The sequence below is a fragment of the Kitasatospora sp. NPDC043949 genome (assembly GCF_056435365.1).
On the sequence record NZ_JBWKEQ010000011.1, the window covers coordinates 139,617 to 162,001 of the forward strand.

The 22,385-nt window shown below is 72.9% G+C and carries 20 protein-coding genes; 10 read left to right on the forward strand and 10 right to left on the reverse strand.

The features are described 5' to 3' along the window. Window positions 1-103 precede the first annotated feature (103 nt). Window positions 104-298: a DUF397 domain-containing protein gene (locus AC07AL_RS12195; protein WP_363584990.1), complete on the reverse strand. Its 195-nt coding sequence runs from the start codon at window positions 296-298 to the stop codon at window positions 104-106. A gap of 2 nt (window positions 299-300) precedes the next feature. Beyond that, window positions 301-1,170, reverse strand: a complete 870-nt coding sequence (locus tag AC07AL_RS12200; RefSeq protein ID WP_363584992.1) for a helix-turn-helix domain-containing protein — start codon at window positions 1,168-1,170, stop codon at window positions 301-303. Between the two features lie 146 nt (window positions 1,171-1,316). Here AC07AL_RS12200 and AC07AL_RS12205 point away from each other — a divergent pair, with 146 nt between their 5' ends. Together AC07AL_RS12205 and AC07AL_RS12210 are read left to right on the forward strand one after the other, a co-directional pair. Further along, the gene (locus tag AC07AL_RS12205; RefSeq protein WP_063348181.1) at window positions 1,317-1,685 is read left to right on the forward strand and encodes an ATP-binding protein; all 369 of its coding nucleotides are present in this window, start codon (window positions 1,317-1,319) and stop codon (window positions 1,683-1,685) included. Beyond that, complete coding sequence (locus AC07AL_RS12210) at window positions 1,682-1,933, forward strand: hypothetical protein (protein WP_363584994.1); 252 nt, start codon at window positions 1,682-1,684, stop codon at window positions 1,931-1,933. The genes AC07AL_RS12205 and AC07AL_RS12210 overlap by 4 nt, the downstream gene beginning before the upstream one ends. A gap of 160 nt (window positions 1,934-2,093) precedes the next feature. Here AC07AL_RS12210 and AC07AL_RS12215 read toward each other — a convergent pair whose 3' ends face one another. Then, entirely contained in the window at window positions 2,094-2,288 is a 195-nt protein-coding gene (locus AC07AL_RS12215) for a DUF397 domain-containing protein (RefSeq protein WP_363584996.1), read from the reverse strand. A 194-nt stretch (window positions 2,289-2,482) separates the two neighbouring features. Here AC07AL_RS12215 and AC07AL_RS12220 point away from each other — a divergent pair, with 194 nt between their 5' ends. The 3 genes from AC07AL_RS12220 (at window position 2,483) to AC07AL_RS12230 (ending at window position 8,900) form a co-directional block, all read left to right on the forward strand. Beyond that, on the forward strand, window positions 2,483-3,862 hold the full coding sequence (locus AC07AL_RS12220; protein WP_363584998.1) for a TIR-like protein FxsC: 1,380 nt from the start codon (window positions 2,483-2,485) through the stop codon (window positions 3,860-3,862). 83 nt (window positions 3,863-3,945) lie between these two features. Beyond that, window positions 3,946-7,866, forward strand: a complete 3,921-nt coding sequence (gene fxsT, locus AC07AL_RS12225) for an FxSxx-COOH system tetratricopeptide repeat protein (protein WP_363585070.1) — start codon at window positions 3,946-3,948, stop codon at window positions 7,864-7,866. 65 nt (window positions 7,867-7,931) lie between these two features. Continuing rightward, complete coding sequence (locus AC07AL_RS12230; RefSeq protein ID WP_371517492.1) at window positions 7,932-8,900, forward strand: 2-hydroxyacid dehydrogenase; 969 nt, start codon at window positions 7,932-7,934, stop codon at window positions 8,898-8,900. A 4-nt stretch (window positions 8,901-8,904) separates the two neighbouring features. Here the strand turns inward: AC07AL_RS12230 and AC07AL_RS12235 are convergent, their stop codons facing one another. The 3 genes from AC07AL_RS12235 to AC07AL_RS12245 all read right to left on the reverse strand — a co-directional run bounded on the left by AC07AL_RS12235 (window position 8,905) and on the right by AC07AL_RS12245 (window position 11,676). Beyond that, entirely contained in the window at window positions 8,905-9,759 is an 855-nt protein-coding gene (locus AC07AL_RS12235) for an alpha/beta fold hydrolase (RefSeq protein ID WP_363585072.1), read from the reverse strand. Between the two features lie 23 nt (window positions 9,760-9,782). Further along, on the reverse strand, window positions 9,783-10,691 hold the full coding sequence (locus AC07AL_RS12240; RefSeq protein ID WP_363585002.1) for a DUF4231 domain-containing protein: 909 nt from the start codon (window positions 10,689-10,691) through the stop codon (window positions 9,783-9,785). Window positions 10,692-10,911: 220 nt separating this feature from the next. Further along, window positions 10,912-11,676 carry a sugar isomerase domain-containing protein gene (locus AC07AL_RS12245; protein WP_478317383.1) on the reverse strand — a complete coding sequence of 255 codons (765 nt, stop codon included), beginning with the start codon at window positions 11,674-11,676 and terminating at the stop codon, window positions 10,912-10,914. Between the two features lie 222 nt (window positions 11,677-11,898). Here AC07AL_RS12245 and AC07AL_RS12250 point away from each other — a divergent pair, with 222 nt between their 5' ends. Then, window positions 11,899-12,591 (forward strand): iron-dependent transcriptional repressor DtxR, encoded by a 693-nt coding sequence (locus AC07AL_RS12250; protein WP_350877579.1) that lies wholly within the window; start codon window positions 11,899-11,901, stop codon window positions 12,589-12,591. Between the two features lie 546 nt (window positions 12,592-13,137). Here AC07AL_RS12250 and AC07AL_RS12255 read toward each other — a convergent pair. Beyond that, window positions 13,138-13,842: a bifunctional DNA primase/polymerase gene (locus tag AC07AL_RS12255; RefSeq protein WP_371522710.1), complete on the reverse strand. Its 705-nt coding sequence runs from the start codon at window positions 13,840-13,842 to the stop codon at window positions 13,138-13,140. Window positions 13,843-14,157: 315 nt separating this feature from the next. Here AC07AL_RS12255 and AC07AL_RS12260 point away from each other — a divergent pair, with 315 nt between their 5' ends. Both AC07AL_RS12260 and AC07AL_RS12265 read left to right on the forward strand, forming a co-directional pair. After that, entirely contained in the window at window positions 14,158-15,534 is a 1,377-nt protein-coding gene (locus AC07AL_RS12260) for an NsdA family TPR-like regulatory protein (protein WP_350877580.1), read from the forward strand. A gap of 209 nt (window positions 15,535-15,743) precedes the next feature. Continuing rightward, on the forward strand, window positions 15,744-16,937 hold the full coding sequence (locus AC07AL_RS12265; RefSeq protein ID WP_478317384.1) for a hypothetical protein: 1,194 nt from the start codon (window positions 15,744-15,746) through the stop codon (window positions 16,935-16,937). A 106-nt stretch (window positions 16,938-17,043) separates the two neighbouring features. On the opposite strand, the gene AC07AL_RS12270 is transcribed toward AC07AL_RS12265, so the two are convergent. Next, window positions 17,044-18,342: an ABC transporter substrate-binding protein gene (locus AC07AL_RS12270; RefSeq protein WP_478317385.1), complete on the reverse strand. Its 1,299-nt coding sequence runs from the start codon at window positions 18,340-18,342 to the stop codon at window positions 17,044-17,046. 255 nt (window positions 18,343-18,597) lie between these two features. On the opposite strand from AC07AL_RS12270, the gene AC07AL_RS12275 reads away from it, so the two are divergent. Both AC07AL_RS12275 and purU read left to right on the forward strand, forming a co-directional pair. Continuing rightward, window positions 18,598-19,032: an SCO4402 family protein gene (locus AC07AL_RS12275; protein ID WP_107452888.1), complete on the forward strand. Its 435-nt coding sequence runs from the start codon at window positions 18,598-18,600 to the stop codon at window positions 19,030-19,032. Window positions 19,033-19,219: 187 nt separating this feature from the next. Next, window positions 19,220-20,086: a formyltetrahydrofolate deformylase gene (gene purU / locus AC07AL_RS12280; RefSeq protein WP_371517487.1), complete on the forward strand. Its 867-nt coding sequence runs from the start codon at window positions 19,220-19,222 to the stop codon at window positions 20,084-20,086. Window positions 20,087-20,144: 58 nt separating this feature from the next. Here purU and AC07AL_RS12285 read toward each other — a convergent pair whose 3' ends face one another. Together AC07AL_RS12285 and AC07AL_RS12290 are read right to left on the reverse strand one after the other, a co-directional pair. Further along, window positions 20,145-21,404, reverse strand: coding sequence for an anti-sigma factor family protein (locus AC07AL_RS12285; RefSeq protein ID WP_478317386.1), 1,260 nt, complete (start codon window positions 21,402-21,404; stop codon window positions 20,145-20,147). Continuing rightward, complete coding sequence (locus AC07AL_RS12290) at window positions 21,401-22,060, reverse strand: sigma-70 family RNA polymerase sigma factor (RefSeq protein ID WP_478317387.1); 660 nt, start codon at window positions 22,058-22,060, stop codon at window positions 21,401-21,403. The genes AC07AL_RS12285 and AC07AL_RS12290 overlap by 4 nt, the downstream gene beginning before the upstream one ends. Window positions 22,061-22,385: the final 325 nt, after the last annotated feature.

Genomic DNA, 22,385 nt, shown 5'->3' on the forward strand with positions numbered 1-22,385 from the left:
AGGTCTTTGCCTCCCCCCGCCCCCCACGGAAGAGCAACGCTACCGCCGGGGGAGCCCCCCCCCCCCCCCCCCCCCCCCCCCCCCCCCTTCTGCGCTGTGTGGGTCAGGCGGTGAAGTGGTCGAACTCGCCGGCCTTGGCGCCGAGGAGCCAGGCGTTGAGCTTGGTGCGGGTGGTGGTGACGATGTGGGCGGGGTCGTCGGACTCGCGGATGTAGACCAGCTCACCCTCGGAAGCGACCTCGATGCAGTTGGTCTGCTCCCCACTGAAGCTCGACTTCTGCCAGTTGAGCTGTTCCATGCTTACCTTCCCTGTACTGCGTACCGAATGTGCTGGAGCAAGCCCCATGAGTCGCGATATGAGGGCGATAGCTCGGATGCGCTGGCCGTCAGAGGCGGGAGTGCCAGGCCTTTGAGTCGTTCGAACTGTCGCCGGAACGAGGCTACTGCTTCGGGCTCGCCAAGGAATGGTGAGCCCTGGGGCTGTTCCATCAAGACGGTGTCGAGCTTGGAGTGTCGGCCGTGAAGCAGCATGAACGGGGTGTCGGCCGAGGCGAACACGGTGCAGTCGAACGGCAGGATCTGGATGGTGACGTGAGGCAGCTTGCCGACCTCGGCCAGGTGGTTCAGCTGGTCACGCATGACGGTAGGTCCGCCGTACATCGTTCGTAGCGCAGCCTCGTGGATCACGGCATGAAATGGCGTCCCGTTCTCGACGCTCAGGATGCGTTGCCGCGACTGTCGGAACTCGACCGTCTTCTGCGCGTATTCGAGGATGACCTCGCTGTAGCCCTTGGTCTGGAGCAGGCCAGGGATCAGTAGCGTCTCGTATGTGTCCAGGCGGGTAGCGCCGTGTTCGAACTCGGCGAGATCGAGGGCTGACGTTGGAACGTAGGGCCGGTAGTCGGTCCACCAGCCCTTGCCGTTGCTCTGGCCCATGGCGAGAAGGCCTGCTCGATACTCGGGATCGTTGGCATGGCAGGCGTCGAGCCAGAGGGCCAATCGCTCAGGATTGATACCAAGCCTGCCCGACTCGGTGTGGCTGACGGCTGGTCCCTTCATGCCGACCAGCTCGCCGAGTTCTGGAAGGGACATGCCTGCGCTGGTGCGGAGACGCCGCAGCTCATCGCCAAGTCGACGCTGTCGTTCGCTGATTGCGGTCCTGAATCCCATGCACGTGCCCTTCTCGTGCAGTAGTTCGGCCAACGAGTAGGCCGCCTACTGAAAGTGTAGATCTAGATGCGGAGAGTGTTGCAGGATTGTGGTGATTGGCCCTACAGTCCACTCACCAATCACTTTGCACCGCTGGGAGATTCCCCATGTGTGACCCCAACCTCAACTCCCCCTCCCTCACCGTCTCTCGCGAGGCGTTGCGCGACACCATGGCGCGCGCCGGGTACCCCAATTCCTCCATCGGGGATGCCGAACTCGCTCTCGTGGAGCTGGTGGTGAACGCCTGGCGGCACGGGTTGACCGCCGCGCCCGTCGTCCTGGTCGCCGTCGTCCACGGGACGCTCCGCGTCACCGTCGCGGACCGCAGTCCCGTGCTGCCCGAGCAGCGGAAGCCCGACCCGTTCGCCCAGTCCGGGCGGGGGTTGATGCTGGTGGAGGGGCTCATGCACCGCTGGGGTGCGGAGCCGCAGAAGCTCGGCAAGCGCGTTTGGTTCGAGCTGGACGGCGCCGCGTGATCGCCCACCACCCGATCCACCCCGCCGACCCGGCCCTGCGGCAGCTTACCGGGCGGCAGATCACCGAACTGATCATCGATCTCCGTACAGAGGGGCGGGAGTTCGGCCTCCTCTGGCCGTCCGCCCAGTCCGGCGAGACCGATCTGAACGGCCGCGCCCTGGTCTCCATCGGCAACATCCCGGCCAGCACCTTGATCAACCTGCTGGCTCTGCTGCGCGAGTTCAAGCGCCGGCGGGGCCGGGCGTGACGGGCATGCTGGTCCTGATCCTGCTGGCCGCCGCCGTCGGCGGTGTGTGCCAGGCCCGGTCCGAGCGGCTTCGGGATCGACGGGATCGGACGTAGGTGCCATGCATGGCACGCGGGCCCGCCTTCTCCAGGCGGGCCCGCGCCATGCCCGGCCGTGGAGGTCAGGCGATGAAGTGGTCGAACTCGCCGGCCTTGGCGCCGAGGAGCCAGGCGTTGAGCTTGGTGCGGGTGGTGGTGACGATGTGGGTGGGGTTGTCGGACTCGCGGAGGTAGACGAGGTCGCCGTCGGACGCGATTTCGAGGCAGTTCGCCTGATCGCTGCTGAAGCTCGGCTGCTGCCAGTTGAGGTGCTCCATGGCTACCTTCCTTGTACTCCGTGGCGGACGTGCTGGAGCCACGATAAGCGGGCGCACAGCCGCGTCGTTTCGGTCATGTCAATTCGTACGACTCGTTGTGCTATTCCCTTGGGTCCTCAGTCGTTCCTACACTGAGACCCCGCCGCACGGGGGCTGCGGGAACCAGGTTGCCGACGGGCCCGGGGGAGGCGCGTGTGAACGACCGTGGCTGGGACGAGGACGATGCCCGGCCGTACTTCTTCCTCTCCTACGCGCACACCCCGAAGGCCGGCACGCGCGGCGCCGGTGATCCGAACCACTGGGTGCGCCAGCTGTACCGGGACCTGTGCGAGGCGGTGCTGCAACTGACCACGGTCCCGGCCGGGGTGCCGGTCGGCTTCATGGACGAGTCCATGCACCAGGGGGAGTTGTGGGCGGAGCGGCTGTCGGAGGAGCTGGCGACCTGCCGGGTGTTCGTACCGCTGTACTCGCCCCGGTACTTCAACAGCGTCCCGTGCGGGCAGGAGTGGCACGCCTTCACCCGCCGCCCGGTGTACCCGGCGACGATCGACGCGGAGCGCACCAGTGGCATCGTGCCGGTGCTGTGGGCGCCGATGAGTCGCTACCGGCTGCCCAAGGTGGCCAGTGAACTCCAGTTCAACCACGCCAGTTTCGGGCCGGACTACGCCACCGAGGGCCTGTACGCGCTGATGAAGCTCACCTACTTCCGCTCCGCCTACGAGCTGGCCGTGCACCGGCTGGCGGCGCGGATCGTGCAGGTGGCGGAGGAGACGGTGATCCCGGTCGGGCGGCGGCTGGACTTCAACGGCCTGCCCAGTGCCTTCGACGTGAGCGCGCCGACCAAGCAGCTGCGGATCTCCGTACTCTCCTACCATCAGGGCGAGTTGCCGCCCGACCGCAATCCCGACTTCTACGGCACCCGGCGCACCGACTGGCACCCCTATCGCCCGGCCGGCTCGCCGATCGCCCAGCACGCGGTGCGGCTGGCCCGGCAGTTGGGGTTCCAGCCGACCGTGCACGAGTTCGACGACGAGGTCGAGTCCATCATCGAGGGGGAGGCGGCAGCCCCCGGCCTGCTCCTGCTCGACCGGTGGGCGCTGCGCGACCCGGACCGCCGGGAGCTCGTCCGCCGCTTCGACCGCTCGGACGCCACCTGGGTGAGCGTCCTGGAGCCGTGGAACACCGAGGACCCCGAGTGCGAGGAACGCGGCGGCGACCTCGGAGAGTTGAGCGACCAGGCGCTGCGCATCACCCGGCGGGCGAGCCGCCCCAGCTTCCTCGGCGTGACCGGCCCGACCGGGCTGAACACCCTGGAGGACTTCGACGACGCGCTGCCCCGGGCCGCCATGAAGGCCAAGTACGCCTTCGAGGGCCGCACCAGGGCCGAGCCGGAGGATCCGCCGCCGCCCCGCCCGAACCTGCGGGACGCGTTCCGGCGCGGCCCGGGCGCGGCCCCGTTCGGCCGCGACGCCCCCTTCGGGCAGGACGGCTCCGGACCCGACGACCACCCAGACCGTGACGACGGCGATGACCCCGATGACGGGATGGCGCCCTTGGGAGGACGACCCAGATGAGCGAGAACCCCACCAGGAACTTCCGCGTCGGGGGCCTCACCGTGGCCGAACTGGCCGCCCAGCGGGAGGCCGAGCGACGGTCCGTGGAGCAGGACCGCAACGGCCGGATCATCACCTTCTACTCCTACAAGGGCGGCACCGGGCGCACCATGGCGCTCGCCAACACGGCCTGGATCCTGGCCGCCAACGGCTACCGGGTGCTCACCGTGGACTGGGACCTGGAGGCGCCGGGCCTGGCCAAGTTCTTCCACCCCTTCCTCGACCCGGCCTCGCTGGCCGGCACGACCGGGATGATGGACCTGATCGCCGAGTACCGCGAGGAGGCCCTGCGCCCGGTCGAGCACGCCGAGGGCTGGCACCTGGACTTCGCCAGGGTGCACCCGCACGCGCTGTCGCTGTCCTGGCCGCTGTTCCCGACCGGGGGCAGCCTGGACTTCCTGTCCGCCGGCCAGTTCAACCGGGACTACTCCGAGGCCGTCACCCATCTGGACTGGGACATCTTCTACGACCGCTTCGACGGCGGGCAGTTCTTCGACGCCCTCAAGGCCGACATGAGCAAGCGGTACGACTACGTGCTCATCGACTCGCGCACCGGACTGTCCGACATCGCCGAGATCTGCACCGTCCAGATGCCCGACGACCTGGTGGTCTGCTTCACCCTGAGCGACCAGTCCATCGACGGTGCCTCCCGGATCGCCCAGCACATCCACGACCGCTACCGCGAGCGCGGCATCCGCATCCTGCCCGTCCCGATGCGCATCGACGAGGGCGAGAAGGAGAAGGCCGACGCCGGCCGCTCCCTCGCCCGGGTCCGCTTCGACGGGCTGCCGGCCGGCCTCAACGGCGAGGAACTCGCCTCCTACTGGGGCTCGGTGGAGATCCCGTACCGGCCGTTCTACGCCTACGAGGAGATCCTCGCCACCTTCGGCGACCAGACCGGCACCCCCACCTCGATGCTCGCCGCCTGCGAGCGGCTCACCGCGATGATCACCCGGCGCAAGGTCACCTCCCTGCCGGTCATGGACGAGGAACTACGGCTGCGCTACGTGGACGCGTTCACCCGCCGCCGCCCGTCCGTCCCCGCCGACCTCTACCTCTCCTACGTCCCCGAGGACCGGATGTGGGCGGACTGGATCGAGTCCGTGCTCACCCGGGCCGGCTTCCGGGTGCTGCCCCGCGACCTCAGCGCCGGCACCGACACGCGCGAGGAGACCGAACGCGGCATCGACGCCGCCTACCGGACCGTCGCCGTGCTCTCGCCCGCCTACCAGCGCTCCCCGCAGGCCCGGGCGCTGTGGGAGTCCGTGGTCAACTCCGACCCCGCCGGCACCCGGCGCCAGCTCGTCCCCGTCCGCGTCGGCGACGTCAGGCTCACCGCACCCTTCAGCAACCGCAACCCCGTCGACCTCGTCGGCCGCGACGAGACGCAGTCCGTCCAGACCCTGCTGCGTGCCCTCGGCCGCGGCGACGTCGTCCTGACCGAGCCCAACGGCGGCGGGCCGCGCTTCCCCGGCAGCAAGCCGACCGTGTGGGACGTCCCGCCGCGCAACCCCTCCTTCACCGGCCGCGCCGCCGTCCTGGAGCAGCTGCGCAACCAGCTGCGCGGCGGCATGGCGGCCGTCCTGCCCACCCCCCAGACGCTGTACGGGCTCGGCGGCGTCGGCAAGACCCAGGTCGCGCTGGAGTACGCGCACCGGTTCATGTCCGACTACGACCTGGTCTGGTGGATCGACGCCGAACAGACCGAACTCGTCGCCCCCGCCCTCGCCGACCTCGCCCGCCGGCTCGGCCTGCGCGTCGGCGACTCCGTCACCGAAGCCGCCGAGGCCGCCCGGGAGGCGCTGCGCCGCGGCGTGCCCACCTCGCGCTGGCTGCTGATCTTCGACAACGCCGACGAACCGGCCGAGATCCGCCGCTTCTTCCCCGGAGGCTCCGGCCACATCCTGGTCACCTCCCGGAACCAGGCCTGGACCGGGCACGCCGAGGCGCTGGAGGTGGACGTCTTCACCCGCGGCGAGAGCGTCGAGCACCTGTGCCGGCGAGCCCGCGGCCTGTCCCGCCCGGACGCCGACCGGGTCGCCGAGGCGGTCGGCGACCTGCCGCTCGCCGTCGAGGTCGCGGCCGCCTGGCTGGACACCACCGGCACCCCGGTGGAGACCTACGTCGCCCAACTGCACGCCGAGGCGGCCCGCGCGCTGGCCGTCGCCCGCCCCGCCGACTACCCGACCCCGGTCGGCGCGACCTGGAACGTCTCCATCGGCCGGCTGCGCCAGCAGTCCCCGGCCGCCGTCCGGCTCCTCCAGCTCTGCGCGTTCTTCGCGCCCGAGCCGATCTCGATGAACCTCTTCTACAGCGACCAGATGATCCGGGCGCTGGTGAAGTACGACGCCGACCTCAGCGACAAGTTCATGCTGGGCAAGGTGATCCAGGCGATCGGCCGGTACGCGCTGGCCAAGGTCGACGCCGGCAGCAACAGCTTCCAGGTGCACCGGCTCGTCCAGGCGGTGATCCGGGCCGAGATGACCGACGACGAACAGGAGATCGCCGTCCACGAGGTGCATCGCATCCTGACCGGCGCCCGGCCGGTCCTCGGCGACACCGACGACCCCGCCAACTGGCCCGCCTTCGACGAGATCTGGCCGCACCTGTCGCCCTCCAAGGCGCACAACTGCGACGAGGCGGACACCCGCCAGCTGCTCATCGACCGCGTCCGCTACCTCTGGAAGCGCGGCGAACTCGACCGCGCCCGCGACCTCGGCCACGCCCTGGACACCGAGTGGACCAACAAGCTCGGCGAGAACGACCGGCAGACCCTGCTGCTGCGCTTCCAACTCGCCAACGTGCTGCGCTCCCAGGGCAACTACGCGGAAGCCCTGGCCCTGGACGAGGACACCCTGGAACGCCAGCGGGCCCTGCTCGGCGAGCACCACCCGTACACCCTGATGACGGCCGGCTCCCTCGGCGCCGACCGCCGGGCACTCGGCCGGTTCCAGGCCGCACTCGACCTCGACCGCGAAATCCTCGACCAGTTCCGCGAGTTGTTCGGCGACGACAACCCGCGCACGCTCTCGATGGCCAACAACCTGGCCATCGACTACCGGCTCGTCGGCAACAGCGAGGCCGCCCGCGAACTCGACCAGGAGACCCTCGACCGGCGCACGGCCGTCCTCGGCCCCCGGCACCCCTACACCCTCTCCACCAAGTCCAACCTCGCCCGCGACCTGCGCGAACTCGGCGACTACCGCGGCTCGGTGGACCTGCTCCAGGAAGTCACCTCCGACCTCGGCGACGTCCTCGACCCCGACCTGCCGGAGAACCTGCGCAACGCCAAGTCCCTGGCCGTCTCACTGCGCCGCATCGGCGCGCTCGCCGAAGCCCGCCGGATCACCAAGGAGACCTACGAGCGCTACCTGGAGCGCTACGGCGCCGACGCCCCCGACGCGCTCGCCTGCGCGCTCAACCTGGCCGCCGACCACAGCGCCTCCGGCGACAAGGAGGCCGCCCGCGACCTCTGCTCCACCGTCTTCGAAGGCCACCGCCGCCTGTTCGGCGACGAACACCCCTTCACCCTGGCCTGCGCCAACAACCTCGGCATCTACCTGCGCGGCAGCGGTGACGTCCAGGGCGCCATCGAACGCGGCCGGCTCACCGTCGAGGGGCTGACCGACTCCGTCGGAGCGGACCACCCGTACACCCTCAACGCGGTGATCAACCTGGCCAACGCCTACGGCGACGACGGCCAGATCGGCCTCGCCGAGGAACTCGGCCGGGCCGCCTACCAGGGCCTGTGCGAGCGCTACACGCCCCGGCACCCGGACGCCGTCGCCTGCGAGGCCAACCTGTCGATCACCCTGCGCTCGGCCGGTCGGCACACCCAGGCCGCCGAACTGCGGGCCCGCGCGATCGGCGAGCTGATCCGGCAGTTCGGCGAGGAGCACCCCAACACGGTCGCGGCGCGCGGCTGGAAGCGGATCAACCGGGACCTGGAGCCGCAACCGGTGTAAGCGGCGGTGCAGGCGCCGGTGAGAGCACGGCCTCCGGCCGGGGGCGGCGGGTACGCTGCGGGACCATGAGCAAGCAGACGCCGCCCCCGGTCCTGGTCACCCGGCGCCTCGCGCCCGGGGTGATCGAACGGCTCACCGCGCGCCACACCGTCACCTGCCACGACTCCGACCAGGCGATGGCCCGGGCCGACCTGCTGGCCGCCGTCCGCGACCGCCGTGCAGTGCTCACCACCCTGGACGACCGGGTCGACGGCGAGTTCCTGGACGCGGCCGGGCCGTCCCTGGAGATCGTCGCCAACCACGCCGTGGGGCACCACAACATCGACCTGGCCGCCTGCGCCGAACGCGGCGTGCTGGTCTCCAACACCCCCGGCGTGCTCACCACCGCCACCGCCGACATGGCCTGGGCGCTGCTGCTGGCCGCCACCCGCCGCCTCGGCGAGGGCGAGCGCCTGCTGCGCTCCGGCAGCCCCTGGACCTGGGCGCCGAACTTCCTGCTCGGCATGGAGCTGGCCGGCACCCCGCTGGGCGTGCTCGGCATGGGCCGGATCGGGCAGGCGGTGGCCCGCCGGGCCCGCGCCTTCGACATGCCGGTCAGCTACCACAACCGCCGCGAGCTGCCGCCCGAGCAGGCCGACGGCGCCACCTGGCGGCCGCTGGAGGACCTGCTCGCCCACTCCACGGTGCTGGTCGTCACCGCCCCGCTCAGCGCCGCCACCCGGCACCTGCTGGACGCCCGCCGCCTCGCCCTGCTGCCGCGCGGGGCGGTGGTGGTCAGCATGACCGCCGGAGTGGTGGACGAGGAGGCGCTGGCCGGCGCGCTGGAGTCCGGCGCGCTGTTCGCCGCCGCCGTGGACAACTTCGAGCACGAGCCGGCCGTCCCGTCCGCGCTGCTCGCCCAGGAACGCGCCGTCCTGGCCCCGCACCTGGGCAGTGCCACCGTCGCCACCCGGCAGGCGATGGGCGGCCTGGCCGTGGACAACGTCCTGGCCGTGCTGGGCGGGGGAGCGCCGGTCACCCCGGTGACGGCCTGAGGCCTTAGCCCGCCGCCCAGGCCAGGGCGGTGGTCAGCACCCGGAAAGCGCCGAAGTGCGCGGCGCCGGGCTCCAGGAAGAGCTCGGCGCCGGGGATGTGGTCGCCCAGCCAGCGGGAGTGCTCGACCGGGGAGAACTGGTCGTCGGTGCCGTGCCACAGCCAGCTCGGCACCGCGATGTCCTCGACCTTGAACCCCCAGTCGGCGGTGAACGCCAGCACGTCGTCGATCCAGCCGTCCGCGCCGTGCCGGAACGCCTCCCGGTAGTTGCTCTGCAGCATCCGCCGCAGCCCGCTGTCGGCCACCACCTCCCGGTCGGCGGGCGACAGTTCGGGCCGCAGCCCGTTCAGCAGCCGGACCGGGTCGTCCTTGATCTGCCGGGAGCGGAACTCCATCGCGTCGGCGATCCGGCCGTGCCCGCGCTCCGCCTCCTGGTAGGCGTGCACGTTCGACGGGGTCATCCCGGCGTACCAGTCCAGGCCGGCCGCGTTGCGCGGCGCCAGGCCGACCAGCACCGCCACCCGGCTGACCCGCTCCGGCAGCAGCGCCGCGCAGGCCAGCGCGTGCGGGCCGCCGCCGGAGCGGCCGAGCACCGCGAAGCCGTCCAGCTTGAGGTCGTCCGCGATGGCCCGCACGTCGGCGGCCGCCGCGCTCACCCGGCGGCCGAACTGGCGGGTCGAGTCGCCGTAGCCGGGCCGGTCGTAGGAGATCAGCCGCACCCCCAGCCGGTACAGCACGGTGCTGCGCGGGTGCGGGCCCACCCGGCTGCCGGGCATGCCGTGAAGCAGGAACACCGGGCGGCCGCGCGGGTCGCCCAGGGATTCGACGGCGAGGGCGCGACCGTCCGGGGCCTTGACCATCCGTAACGACACCTGCGGCCTCCTCAGTGGTCCCGGTCGGTGGTGGTGCGGATCTCCCGGCGGGCCTGCCAGGTGGTGTGCTCGCGGGAGACCGCGTCCTCGGCGTCCCGGGCCAGCCGGGCCCAGAGCTCCTCGGCGTCCGCCGACTCCACGTCCAGCCGGGCCAGTTGGCGCCGGATGAGCTCCAGCTCGTCGGCGGCCAGCCCGTACGCGGCGGCCAGCGGGCGGTACTGGCGCAGCTGCGCCCACGCGGTGATCGAGGCGGCCACCGCCGAGACGGTGCCCAACGCGTCGTAGGTGAACGCGCCGAGCGCCCGCAGCACCGCGAGCACCAGCCCGAGCGCCGGGAGCACCACGCCCAGCACCCCCGCCAGGGCTCCGGCCCGGGCGCAGTACCGGGACTTGGCGCGGTACCAGTCGTGCTGCACCTGGATCCGCTCCCGCAGGTACACCTCGCGCCGCACCGCGAGCGGCTGCTCGCGCAGGTCGCGCATCGCCGCCGTGATCCCGGCGAGCTCCGCCCCGGCGCCCGGCGTGACCACCCGGCTGTCCCGGAAGGCGCCCAGCACCCCGCCGAGCTGGACGCGGTACAGGCCCTCCGCGTCCGGCAGGGTGTGCGGCGGCGGCTGGTAGGCGTCCGCCCGGACGGCGAACTTCCAGGCCAGCGTCTTGACCGACTCGGCGGCGGCCCGGCCCTCGTACCAGAGCCCCTGCGGGTTCTGCCGGCTGATCACCACCGCGAGGACGATCGCGCCGAGGTAGGCGGCGGCCGCCGGCCAGGCCCACGGCTCGCCGTCGGCCGAGCCGGTCGCGGCGGCGGCCACCAGCAGGAGCAGCTCCCAGGCGGAGAGCAGCACCGAACGCCGCTGGCCGCGCAGCGAGGCCGCGTCGGCGGCCCAGAAGAACCCGGGCAGCAGTTCCCGCTCGCGCACCCACCCCGTCCGTCCCGCCCCAGACGCCATGTCCGGCCCCCACCCGTCGCTCCGGTCGCACCGCCCTCCTGCCCCGGGCGGCTTCCCGGTACGCCTGGCCCGCCCCCGGGCCGCCCGCAATGGCCGGGATGCCCCGGTGGATTGTCCGGCCCGGGTACGTTCGGTGGGCGGGCGGACACCCTGCGTGGCCCGGCGTGCCCGTGGGCGCGACCGGTGGGCGTCAGTAGGTGTAGAGGATCCGGTCGGCGTTGTCGGCCATCTGCTTGGCGTTCCACTCGGTGCCGCCGGGGACGTTGCCGGAGCGGAACAGCGGCGGGGCCGCGGCGGTGCCCCCGGCCGCCGCGTCGGCCAGCCGGCCGACCGCCGAGGCGACCACGGCCTGCATGAGCGCGCTGGTCACGATGGTGGAGACCGGGCCGAAGGTGGTCTCGGCGGCCGGGTGGGTCAGCTCGCCGTCCCCGACCGCGATCTTGCTGTCCAGCACCACGTCGCAGTTGTCCTTCAGGTACGTGCCGGACGGGTGCGCCGGGGGCACCTCGCCCGGGTACGCCAGCGAGGTCACGCCGATCACCTTCAGGCCGCGGTCCCGGGCGTACCGGGCCAGCTCGACCGGCATCACCTGGCGGCCGGACAGCGAGATCACGAACAGCAGGTCGCCGGAGGCGGCCGGGGTCAGGTCCAGGGTGGTGGTGGCCAGGCCGGACACCCGCTCCAGCGCGCTGGCCAGCGGCGCGGGCATCACCGTCACCCCCGCCATCCCGGGGACGTTCAACAGGTTCATCGGGACCAGCCCGCCGGCCCGGTAGACCACGTCCTGGGCCGGCAGCGCGGAGTGCCCGGCGCCGAAGGTGAACACCCGGCGGCCCTCGGTGATCGCCTCGGCGAGCAGCGCCGCAGCGGCCTCGATGGCGTCGGCCTCCTCCTCCCGGACCCGCTGGAGATGGGCGATCGCGGCGTCGAAGTACCGGCCGACCAGGTCGTTCATCTGTTGCCTTCGCTCTCTGCCGGTGGGGGAGCCGGCCGGGTGGGGCGGGCCGGTCGGGTCCGGGCCGCCAGTGGAGAAAGCTACGGCGAGCACCGTGGCGCCCAGGCGGCACCGCTGTCAACAGGAACGAAAACCGGGACCCGGGGCCCTTGCGCGGGCCCGGTTGTCGGTGCAGTACGTCAGAATTGGCGGTGAGGACACCGAAGAACGGAGCCAGCGGCGATGTCTGGGCTGATCGACACCACTGAGATGTACCTTCGCACCATCCTGGAGCTGGAGGAGGAAGGCATCGTCCCGATGCGCGCCCGGATCGCCGAGCGACTGGAGCAGAGCGGCCCGACGGTCAGCCAGACGGTCGGCCGGATGGAGCGCGACGGGTTGTTGCAGGTGGCGGGGGACCGCCACCTCGAACTGACCGACGACGGGCGCCGGCTCGCCGTGCGCGTCATGCGCAAGCACCGCATCGCCGAGTGCCTGCTCGTCGACGTGATCGGACTGGAGTGGGAGCAGGTCCACGAGGAGGCCTGCCGCTGGGAGCACGTGATGAGCGAGACGGTCGAGCGCAAGGTGCTCGCCATGCTCGGCCACCCGACCCAGTCCCCGTACGGCAACCCGATCCCGGGCCTGGACGAGCTGGGCGACGCCAAGGCCGAGGGCGAGGGCTTCGACGCCGCGCTCGTCCCGCTGGACACCGTCAAGCCGGGTGACGGCGGCGCCAGCGTGGTGGTCCGCCGGATCGGCGAGCCGATCCAGACCGACGGCGAACTGATGCGCACGCTGCGCCGGGCCGGGATCCGGCCGGGCTCCACCGTGCGGGTCAGCGCCGGCGTCGGCGGCGTGCTGGTCGGCACCGGGGAGAACGCGGCGGAGCTGGGCAAGGACATCGCCCAGCACGTCTTCGTCGCCCAGGCCTGAGGAACGCGCCCCCCGGGCCCGGAGGAACGCTTCCGGGCCCGGGGAACGTGCTTCCCGGAACGACGCGAAGGGCCCGCTGCTCCCCGTGCAGCGGGCCCTTTCGCCTCCCCGTTCCCTCCCTGTCCCCTCCGTCCCTCCCATCCCCTCCGTTCCCTCCCGGCCCCTCCACCGCCTCGCCCGGCTTCCCCGTCCGAGCGCTCCCTCCGGCGTCCCCTCGCACCGCAATTCCTCCCCTCGGCCGATCATGGCAATCCTTGAGCGTTGTCACTCGTCCGGGGGGCTTTCGCCCATGGTCAGCGGGTACACGGAGGCCTTATCCGCACATGCGTGTGACGGGCCTCGCCTCCGGTGGGAGACAAGGCCCGTCAGCCGGGCGCGGGGTGTCGCGCGCTGCGCGCCCTCACCCGATAGGCGGAGGGCGGCCGTTCACGGGGTGGTGAATCGGGGCAGTGAATCGGGGCGGTTCACGAGGCCGTTCACGAGACGGTGAACCAGGATGGTGAACCGCGGCGGTGAACCGCGGCGGTGAACCGTTGCCGCGCCCGTTCAGCGCACCGCTGCCGCCGGCTGGGCGGGCTGGGGGTGGGCGGCCGCGGGCGCCTCGCGTCCGCAGGCGTACGCGAGCGGGCTGATCAGCTCGGCGGCGTCGGGCAGCCAGCGGTTGAGCGCCGAGGGGGAGCGGGCCCACTGGGCGTAGCCGGTGCCGCCGATCCGGGAGGGCGGGGCGACCGTCCAGTCCCCTTCGCCGCGGGCCACCAGGTCCAGCCGACCGGGCGGCCAGCCGAGCTTGCGGAGCATCTCCGGCAGCTTGGCCGCGACCCCGGGCAGCACCAGGAAGTGCAGCCGCCGGCCGATCCGGCCGGGCGAGGCGGGCAGCACCGCGACCGGGCCCAGCTGGAGGTCCATCCGCTCCATCCGCGCCAGCGCCAGGCAGCCGGCCGTCTCCGGGACGTCCAGGACGTCGAAGGACCGGCCGGTGGGCAGCAGGATCGAGGCCTGCGGCCGCTCGGTCCACCAGCGCCGCACCGCCCCCGGCCCGGCGCTCGCCTTGCGGGCCCAGTCCGCGTCGAGCGGGTGGGCCCCCGGCAGCAGGCAGCGCCGGTCGCCGCAGGAGCAGCGGGCGGGCCCGTCGCCGTCGATCAGCCAGGCGCCGGGAGCGACCTCCCAGTGGCGGTTCTCGGCGTAGCCGACGGCTTCGATGAGCAGCGGGGGCAGTGCGGCGGTCTTGCCCTGGTCGGGGGAGTCGGGGATGTCTTCCACACGCTGCTCAACTACCGTGTGTGAGGCTGGTTACGGCCCGGCGCAAGCCGGTTGGGCGTATACCGGCAATGTCACCCGAACCGGTTACTCGACCGAGTTGAGGCGGGCGGAGGCAGGCGCAGTGGGGGCGCACAGGAGCATTTCCCAGGGCGCGTGGGGGGTGCGGATCGTCACCGTGGGTATCCCGCTGGCGTTGCTGATCGCTAACCTGGTGTCAGATTCCTTGGACGGTCGGACAGTCGGCAACAGATCAGCAGAATCGTCGCCCGCCGGCCGGGACCGGAGGGTGTGGGGAGGCGAAACCCAATGGCCGCAAGACCACTCGTCGCACGACAGCCCAACGAGCGTCTGCAGCAACTGATCCAGGAGGCCAGCTGCTCCAACGCCGGCCTGGCCCGGAGGGTCAACCTCTGCGGCGCCGAGCACGGTCTGGACCTGCGGTACGACAAGACCTCCGTCGCCCGCTGGCTGCGCGGGCAGCAGCCGCGCGGGCAGGCGCCGGCGGTGATCGCCGAGGCCCTCGGCCGCAAGCTCGGCCGCAGCGTGTCGGTCGAGGAGATCGGCATGGCCGACGGCAAGAACCTCAGCTCCGGTATCGGGCTCCAGTTCGCGCCGACCCTGAACGCCGCCCTGGAGCAGGTCTGCGAGCTCTGGCGCAGCGACGTCGGACGGCGGGACTTCCTGACCGGGGCCACGGTCGCGGCCTCCGCGCTGGTGGAGCCCAGCCGGGACTGGCTGATCACCCCGCCCGACCCGGTGGTGGCCCGCACCGGCGGCCCCCGGGTCGGCCCGACCGACGTGGCCGCGATCAAGGCCACCACCACGATGCTGGTCGACCTGGACCACCGCTTCGGCAGCGGTCACGTGCGCCCGGTGGTCGTGCACTACCTCAACTCGGTGGTCTCCAGCCTGCTCGGCGGGGCGTACCGGGACGAGACCGGGCGCCAACTCTTCGCCGCGGTGGCCCGGTTGACCGAACTGGCCGGATACATGGCGGTGGACACCGGCCAGCCCGGCCTGGCCCAGCGCTACTACATCCAGGCGCTCCGGCTCGCCCAGGCGGCCGACGACCGCGGCTACGGCGGCTACGTGCTGGCGGCGTCGATGAGCCACCTGGCGGCGACGCTCGGCAACCCGCGGGAGATCGCCCAGCTCGCCCGCGCCGCGCAGGAGGGCGCCCGGACGGTCGCCACCCCGACGGCGATGGCGATGTTCTACGCCGCCGAGGCCCGCGGCCACGCCCTGCTGGGGGACGCCCGCTCCTGCGAGGCGGTGTCGGCCAAGGCGCTGGAGATGATGGAGAAGCGCCGCCCGGAGGACGACCCGGACTGGATCGTCCACTTCGACGACGCCTACCTGTCGGACGAACTGGCCCACTGCCACCGGGACTTGGAGCAGGCCGGCCAGGCCGAGCACTACGCCCGCCGGGCGCTCGACCTGCACCCGCCGACCCGGGTCCGCCGCCGCGCGGTGGACCTCGTCCTGCTCGCCACCGCCCAGTTGCAGCAGCGGGACCTCGAACGCGCCTGTGAGACGGGCGCGCAGGCGGTCCGGTTGCTGAGCGGGCTGCGGTCCAACCGGGGCGTGGAGTACCTGGACGAGTTCCGGCGCAGGCTGGAGCCCTACCGGGAGCAGCGGGTGGTCCGCGAGTTCCACGCCCGGGCGGATGCGGAGGCCGCCTAGTGTCGCGCCCGGGGCGCCAGGGCGGGTCCAAGGCCCCGGGCCCCGGCGGGGCGGGGTGAGGGGAGCGTGAGGGATGTCCCGCCCGCGTGGTCACCCGGTTCGGCGAACCGGTAGCGTGGGCGTGACGTCCAAGGAACTGTGATGCCCCCAAGAACCGACGAGATGTGGTCCGCCGTCAGCGCGCGGTCGTGCACAGGTGAGGAATCGCGTTGAGCCAGCGCCGCTCGTACCCCAACTCGGGTGACTTCAACCTGGACGACCTGTTCCGCCCCGAGCCCGGCCAGACCCAGGGCGGCGCGCCGGGCCAGCCGCAGGGTCACCCCCAGGGCCACCCGCAGGGGCAGACGGGCGTGCCGCCGGTGGGGCAGCCGTCCGGGCAGCCGGAGTACCTCGGCGAGGGCGGGCACGCGCGGCCGACCCAGGCCATGCCGGCCCAGCCCGCCCCGTGGGCCGGCGCTCCGCAGCCCGGTTACGGCGTCCCGCAGCACGAGCCGGCGCCGGAGACGCAGCACCTCCCGCCGTACCCGGGCGCGGACCCGTACGCGGGCGGGTACCCCACGGGCCAGTCCCAGGCCGGCTACCCGCAGCAGCCCGGCCCGGGCGGCTACCAGGGCTACTCGCAGGCCGGGCAGCCGCCGCCGGCGCCGGCCTACCCCGGGCAGAACTACGGCCAGGGCTACGGGCAGGACCACGGGCACGGGCAGGGCTTCGACACTACCCAGGCGGGCGCGCAGGCTCCGGCCGCCCGGGGCGGCCGCCCGTCCAACAAGCTGATCATCGGTGGGGTGGTGGCCGGTTTCGCGGTGGCCGGCATCCTGGTCGCCGTCCTGGTGAACGGGGACGACACCACCCCCGCCGCCGACGCCAAGAAGACCCTCCCGGTGGCCGCCACCGGCAGCGCCACCCCCGGCACGGCGAGCGCGAGCAGCTCGGGCACCACCGTCGACCCGGCGGTCAAGGCCCAGGCGCAGCCGCTGTCGGACCTGCTCGGCACCGCGAGCGACAGCCGCTCGGCGGTGGTCGGCGCGGTCGCCGCGGTGCAGAAGTGCGACAAGCTGCCCGAGTCGCAGCAGGCGCTCACCGGCGCGGCCGGCAAGCGGCGCGAACTCCAGACCAAGCTCGGCCAGCTGAAGGCCGACAAGCTGCCCGGCGGCCAGCAGCTGGTCGAGCAGCTCAATGCGGCGTGGACCGCCTCCGCGCAGGCCGACGACGAGTACGCGGCCTGGGCCGGGGACTCACAGGCGCCCGGCGCCTGTGACCCCAAGAAGCTGGACAACCAGCACTACAAGAACGCCGTCCAGGCCAGCGGCACGGCGACCACCGCGAAGAAGCAGGCCTCGACCCTGTGGAACGCGATCGCCACCCAGACCGGCCTGCCCAGCCGCAGCGACGGCGACCTGTAGGACGGACGGGGGAACGGGCCCGCCGGCCCGCCCCTTCGTCGTCCGTCCCCCTGTCGTCCGTGCTGCGTCGGCTGTCCTTCACCGGCCGTCCTGTGCCGCCCGGGCGTCACGCCGGCGGGCGGCCCCCGGTGAGCACCCAGCGGATGTCCACGAAGCCCGGCTGCTGGAGGGTCATCCGGCCGCCCTTGACCACCTGGTAGGTGACCCAGGTGTTCACCAGCCGCGGGGATTCGGTGCTGGGCAGCATGTTGGGGGTGCCCCAGTTCAGCGGCGGGGTGAGGCCGACGTCGATGCTCTCACCGCTGTCCAGCAGCCCGGTGACGGTCTTCTCGGTGACCTGCCGGCCGGACGCCGCGACCTTCTCGGCGACCAGCCGGAACACCTCGTACGCGACCCAGGTGGTCTGCACGCCGGGATCGGAGACGTCGATGGTGTGGCCGCCGGTGGTGTCGGCGCGCACCACCGCGCGCAGCCCGTCCCAGACCTTCGCCGACTCCGGCGGGTACCAGCTGGTGACGTAGGTGCCGGCCAGCGGGCCGGAGTCGCCACCGGTGGAGTCGACCACCGACTGCTGCACGCTGCCGATCACCGAGGCGAACCGGGTGTTCCTCGGGTTCAGCCGACGGTAGGAGTCCAGCAGGTTGCCGGTCGGCTCGGCGGCGAGGGCGCTGGTGACGCAGTTCGCCGCTTCGTCCCTGCCGATCGCCTTGCGGGCCACCGCCGTGTAGTCGGTGGACTGCTCGGGCGCCTTGACGTCGAGCAGCTTGATGCCGGCCGGCTTGAGCGCGTTGGCCAGGTAGCCGAGCAGGTTGTCGCCGGACGGGGTGTCCGGGCGGACGAGTGCGACGGCCTTGCAGCCGGCTTCGACCAGCTGACGGCCGCTGCCGCCGATCAGTGCGGGCATGCCGCCGTCCACCGGGTACGAGAGCGGGCTGCTGAACTCGGGCTGGGAGAGCCCGTAGCCGCCGATCAGGGGGATGCCGGCGCGCTCCAGGACGGGCATGAAGTCGAAGCCGTACTGGCTGTAGGAGCCGATCACGGCGACCGCCTTGGCGTCCACCGCCCGCTGGGCGCAGGCCTTGGCGCCTTCGGAGGTGTTGTGCTCGTTGCAGGTGAGCACCTGAAGCCGGCGGCCGTTCAGTCCGCCCTTGAGGTTGACGTCCCGGCCGATCGCCTCGGCGAGCGCGGTCATGCCGGGCCGGTCGGCGGAGCCGGTGCCGGACGGGGACCAGGTCATCACGGTGAGGTCGCCGCCGTTGGTGGAGGCATCGGCCGGTCCGCCGCACGCGGAGGCCGAGAAGAGGGTGGGGAACAGGGCCGCGGCGGTGGCGGCCGCGGCGATCGGGCGGCGGCGGCGCCGCGCGAACTGGTGCCGGGGCTGGAACGGGTCCCTTCGGCTGGTCATCGGTCTTCCCTCTCTGGGGCGCCATCCGGCGCACCGGAGCAAGCCAAGCCCCGGCGCCACACGCCGAGAGGGCCGAAGTACGAACGGCCGGGTAACGGGAGCTGAAATCAGGCGGGGTACGCGTGTAGATCGGGAGTGGAGTACGAACGGACAGGGAACGTACGATCGTTCTCCATGTCCGCCAGCACAGATTCTTCGCATCGGTCTGCCCGAAACACTTCTCGTCCGGGCCACCGCTCCAGCACGATGAACGGCATGCCGCTCAACGACCTGCCCTGGTGGCGCTGGCGAGCCCGACTGCGCTCGGCGCTGCACATGTTGTCCGACCCCGGTTTCCAGCAGGAGACCTGGCTGAACGGCCGGGAGGGGTACGGCGACGTGACCGACGCCGTCTACCGGCTGGTCGAGGACACCTGGCTGGACCACTGGTCGGCCGAGAAGTACGTGGGCACGATCTTCCGCGACTCCGCCGAGGCCGCCCTGGTCGACGTCGCGGTGCTGCGGGTGGTCCAGCTGCTGCACGAGGTCGGCGCGGACGCCCACGCCTCCGCCTACTTCGGCCACCCCGGCTGGCCGGAGGCGGTCCGGGCCGCGCGCGAGGCGCACGTCGCGCTGGCGGTGAACGACGGGGACGACCCGGACGCGGCGCCCAAGTCGCTGGACGTGCTGCGCATCCTCACCCGGGTCTGAGCCCGGGTCTGAGCCCGGGTCTGAGCCCGGGTCTGAGCCCGGGCCGACGGCGGGGCCGCCGGCCGGGTGTCCGGTCGGGCCGCTGAGCAGTGCCGTCCCGCAGTACGGGCAGCGGGGCGGCGGCTGTCCAGGATGTGACACGCTGGACCACCCACGAACGCCACGACCTCAGGACGGGATACCCCCAGTGGACCAGCAGCCGGCCAGCGCCCAGTACGTCCTCACGCTGTCCTGCCCCGACAAGCAGGGCATCGTCCACGCCGTCTCCAGCTACCTCTTCATGACCGGCTGCAACATCATCGACAGCCAGCAGTTCGGCGACGGGGACAGCGGGCTGTTCTTCATGCGGGTGCACTTCTCCGCCGCCGAGCCGGTCACCGCCGACAAGCTGCGGGCCAGCTTCGCGGCGATCGGGGCCTCGTTCGGGATGGACTGGCAGATCCACCCGACCGAGCAGCGGATGCGGATCGTCCTCATGGTCAGCAAGTTCGGGCACTGCCTGAACGACCTGCTCTACCGCACCCGGATCGGTGCCCTGCCGGTGGAGATCGCCGCGGTGGTGTCCAACCACACCGACCTGCGCGACCTGACCGAGAGCTACGGCGTCCCGTTCCACCACATCCCGGTCACCCGGGACACCAAGGCCGACGCCGAGCAGCAGCTGCTGGACCTGGTCGCCAAGGAGGACGTCGAGCTGGTCGTGCTGGCCCGCTACATGCAGGTGCTCTCGGACCAGCTGTGCACCGCGCTGTCCGGCCGGGTGATCAACATCCACCACTCCTTCCTGCCGAGCTTCAAGGGCGCCAAGCCCTACCACCAGGCGCACGCCCGGGGCGTGAAGCTGATCGGCGCCACCGCGCACTACGTCACCGCCGACCTCGACGAGGGCCCGATCATCGAGCAGGAGGTGGCCCGGGTGACCCACGACGTCACCCCGGACCAGCTGGTCGCGCTCGGCCGGGACGTCGAGTGCCAGGCGCTGGCCCGTGCGGTGAAGTGGCACAGCGAGCACCGGGTGCTGCTGAACGGCACCCGCACGGTGGTCTTCGCGTAGCGAGGCCGGGGCGGTCGGCAGTCGGTGTGGTTGCCGCCGTTGCGGCGGCTGTGGCCGCTTACGGCCGCGACAGCAGCGGCAGGGCGTGCAGCACCTCGCGGATCGCGGCCCGGTCGCCGTGCTCGCCGACCGGCAGCCGGTCCGGATCGCGGTGCGCGGCGGCCAAGTGGCAGAGCTCCAGGCCGTCCAGCACCATCGAGGCCACCGGTTCGCCGCCGGACGGCCCCGACTCCGGTCCGTCCAGCGGTATCAGCCACTCGCCGGCCGCCGGGCCGTCGATCACCAGCCGCAGCCGCCGGCCCCGGCCCTGACCCTGGTCCGCCACGGGCGGGAGGGTCGGCGCCCCGGCGGGCTCGGGACGGGTGGCGCGGGCGGCACGCAGGTCGGCCAGTGCCCGCGGGACCATCCGGACCGCCAGGTCCACCATCTGCCGCAGGTGCTGGGGCGCCGGCGGGTCGTACGGGTAGGCGACCGCGCGGGCCACGTCCTCGCCGTGCACGTAGCACTCGAAGGCGCGGTCCACGAAGGCGTCGCGCAGCGGCAGCACGGCGAAGCCGTAGTCGACGGGGGTGTTGCCCTGCGGGGCGAGCGCGGCGGTGCGCACCAGGTCGTGGGTCTGCCGCCGCCACCGCTCCCGCACCGACTGCGGCGGGAGGCCGGCCTGGTCGGCGACCAGCCGGGCGGTGCGTTCGGCGATCCCGGCGTACGGCCCGCCCTGCGGCGGGACCCGGGGCGGGACCCGGGGCGGGAGCAGGGGCGGGATCCGGAGCGCCGGCGGCCGCGCGGCCGGCTCCTGCGGCGGCACCCGCCGGGCGGCCGGGGCCGGTGCGGCGCCCGGGCCGGCCGGCACCGGGTCGGGCAGGCCGAGGGCGAGCGCCAGATAGCCGTCCACGGCGGCGAGGTGGCACAGCACCTCGGCAGGGCGCAGCCGCCCGGTGCCGCCGTGCCACGGCAGGTCGGCCACCTCCTGCCACTCCTCCGGGCCGAGGTCGCGCAGCAGCGCGTCGAGCTTGGCCGTCTCCGCGGTGTACGGCATGCCCCAGGCGGGGACGGGCAGTTCGGCCGGGCGGCGGGCCAGGCACCAGTCGAGCACCTGCTGGCGCAGCGAGTTGGGCTGGTCGAGCGGCTCGTCCAGGGCGAGCCAGCCCGCCGCCTCGCGCAGCCGGGCGGCCTCCTCGGCGCACTCCGGGCAGGTGCGCAGGTGCCGCTCCAGCTCGGCGGCGTCATGGCTCGGGCAGGCGCCGAGGGCCCAGGCGCCGAGCAGCGAGCGCAGGGCGTCGTGCCGCTCCTCGGTGGTGGGCTCGCTCCGCTCGCTCATGCGCCCCTGTCCCCGTCGTCCCTGTCGCCCGCGTCGTCCGTGTCTTCCCGGCCGTCCTCGCGGCCGTGCCGTTCGTCGTGGCGGGCGCGCTCCTCGGCCAGTTCGGTGGCCAGCAGTTCCAGGCCGAGCCGCATCCGCTGCTTGGCGGCCTGCTCGCTGATGCCGAGCAGCCGGGCCGTCTCCTGGTAGGTGCGGCCGTCGTAGTACGTCACCGCGATGGTCTCACGCAGGGGTTGGGGCAGGGAGTCCACCACGTACTGCATGCGCGCGGCGGTGGCCACGGCGCGGATCTCCGCCTCGGCCGCGCGCTCGCTGCCTCCCGGTCCGTCAAGCCCGCTGCCCGGGCCGCCCGGTACCCGCTCGGCGGCCCGCCGCGCCCGCAGCCGGTCGACCGCGCGGCGGTGGGTGAGCGCGCCGAGCCAGGAGCGCAGCGAGCCCTGGGCGGGGTCGAAGTCCTCGGGGTGCTCCCAGACCTGGGCGAATATCTCCCGGGTGAGCTGGGCGGCGGCGGCCTGGTCGGCGAGTATCCGCCCGGCCAGTCCGTGCACCATCGGCGCGAGCTGGTCGTAGATCTCGCCGAGCGCGGTCTCCTCGCCGCGGGCGAGGCGGCGTTGGAGCTGCTCGTCCCAGCGCGGCGCGCGGTCGGGGGTGGCCATCGGGAACCAACCCTCCTGCCCGGGTTTCGCTGGCGTACCCAACGGTATCTTGCGGCCGGTCGGCGGCGGGAGCATTCCCCGAAGAACGGAACCCGGGCCCGCGGATCGTCGCCCGGGTCGCCAGCCGGATCGCCAACCGGGTCGTCGCCCGGTCGTCGCTCGGATCGGCGGCCCGTGCGCGGGGCGGTCCTTGGAGGCCACTGTTCGAAGGCCGTTGGACATATGTCGCACGGGTGGTTCGCGAGTGGCGGGCCGGGTGCGCGGGGCGTCCGGAGGTAGGTTCGCCACTGCGGGACCGGCGGGTCGGCCCGGGCCGGACGAGTGC

What these genes read in the sequence shown, in the direction of transcription:
- AC07AL_RS12235 (WP_363585072.1), bottom strand. Translation starts at nt 9,759, where the DNA reads ATGGTCAAGGCCCCGGACGGTCGCGCCCTCGCCGTCGAATCCCTGGGC.
- AC07AL_RS12270 (WP_478317385.1), bottom strand. Translation starts at nt 18,342, where the DNA reads ATGACCAGCCGAAGGGACCCGTTCCAGCCCCGGCACCAGTTCGCGCGG.
- AC07AL_RS12195 (WP_363584990.1), bottom strand. Translation starts at nt 298, where the DNA reads ATGGAACAGCTCAACTGGCAGAAGTCGAGCTTCAGTGGGGAGCAGACC.
- AC07AL_RS12285 (WP_478317386.1), bottom strand. Translation starts at nt 21,404, where the DNA reads ATGAGCGAGCGGAGCGAGCCCACCACCGAGGAGCGGCACGACGCCCTG.
- AC07AL_RS12290 (WP_478317387.1), bottom strand. Translation starts at nt 22,060, where the DNA reads ATGGCCACCCCCGACCGCGCGCCGCGCTGGGACGAGCAGCTCCAACGC.
- AC07AL_RS12250 (WP_350877579.1), top strand. Translation starts at nt 11,899, where the DNA reads ATGTCTGGGCTGATCGACACCACTGAGATGTACCTTCGCACCATCCTG.
- AC07AL_RS12205 (WP_063348181.1), top strand. Translation starts at nt 1,317, where the DNA reads ATGTGTGACCCCAACCTCAACTCCCCCTCCCTCACCGTCTCTCGCGAG.
- AC07AL_RS12260 (WP_350877580.1), top strand. Translation starts at nt 14,158, where the DNA reads ATGGCCGCAAGACCACTCGTCGCACGACAGCCCAACGAGCGTCTGCAG.
- AC07AL_RS12275 (WP_107452888.1), top strand. Translation starts at nt 18,598, where the DNA reads ATGCCGCTCAACGACCTGCCCTGGTGGCGCTGGCGAGCCCGACTGCGC.
- AC07AL_RS12245 (WP_478317383.1), bottom strand. Translation starts at nt 11,676, where the DNA reads ATGAACGACCTGGTCGGCCGGTACTTCGACGCCGCGATCGCCCATCTC.
- AC07AL_RS12215 (WP_363584996.1), bottom strand. Translation starts at nt 2,288, where the DNA reads ATGGAGCACCTCAACTGGCAGCAGCCGAGCTTCAGCAGCGATCAGGCG.
- AC07AL_RS12230 (WP_371517492.1), top strand. Translation starts at nt 7,932, where the DNA reads ATGAGCAAGCAGACGCCGCCCCCGGTCCTGGTCACCCGGCGCCTCGCG.
- AC07AL_RS12200 (WP_363584992.1), bottom strand. Translation starts at nt 1,170, where the DNA reads ATGGGATTCAGGACCGCAATCAGCGAACGACAGCGTCGACTTGGCGAT.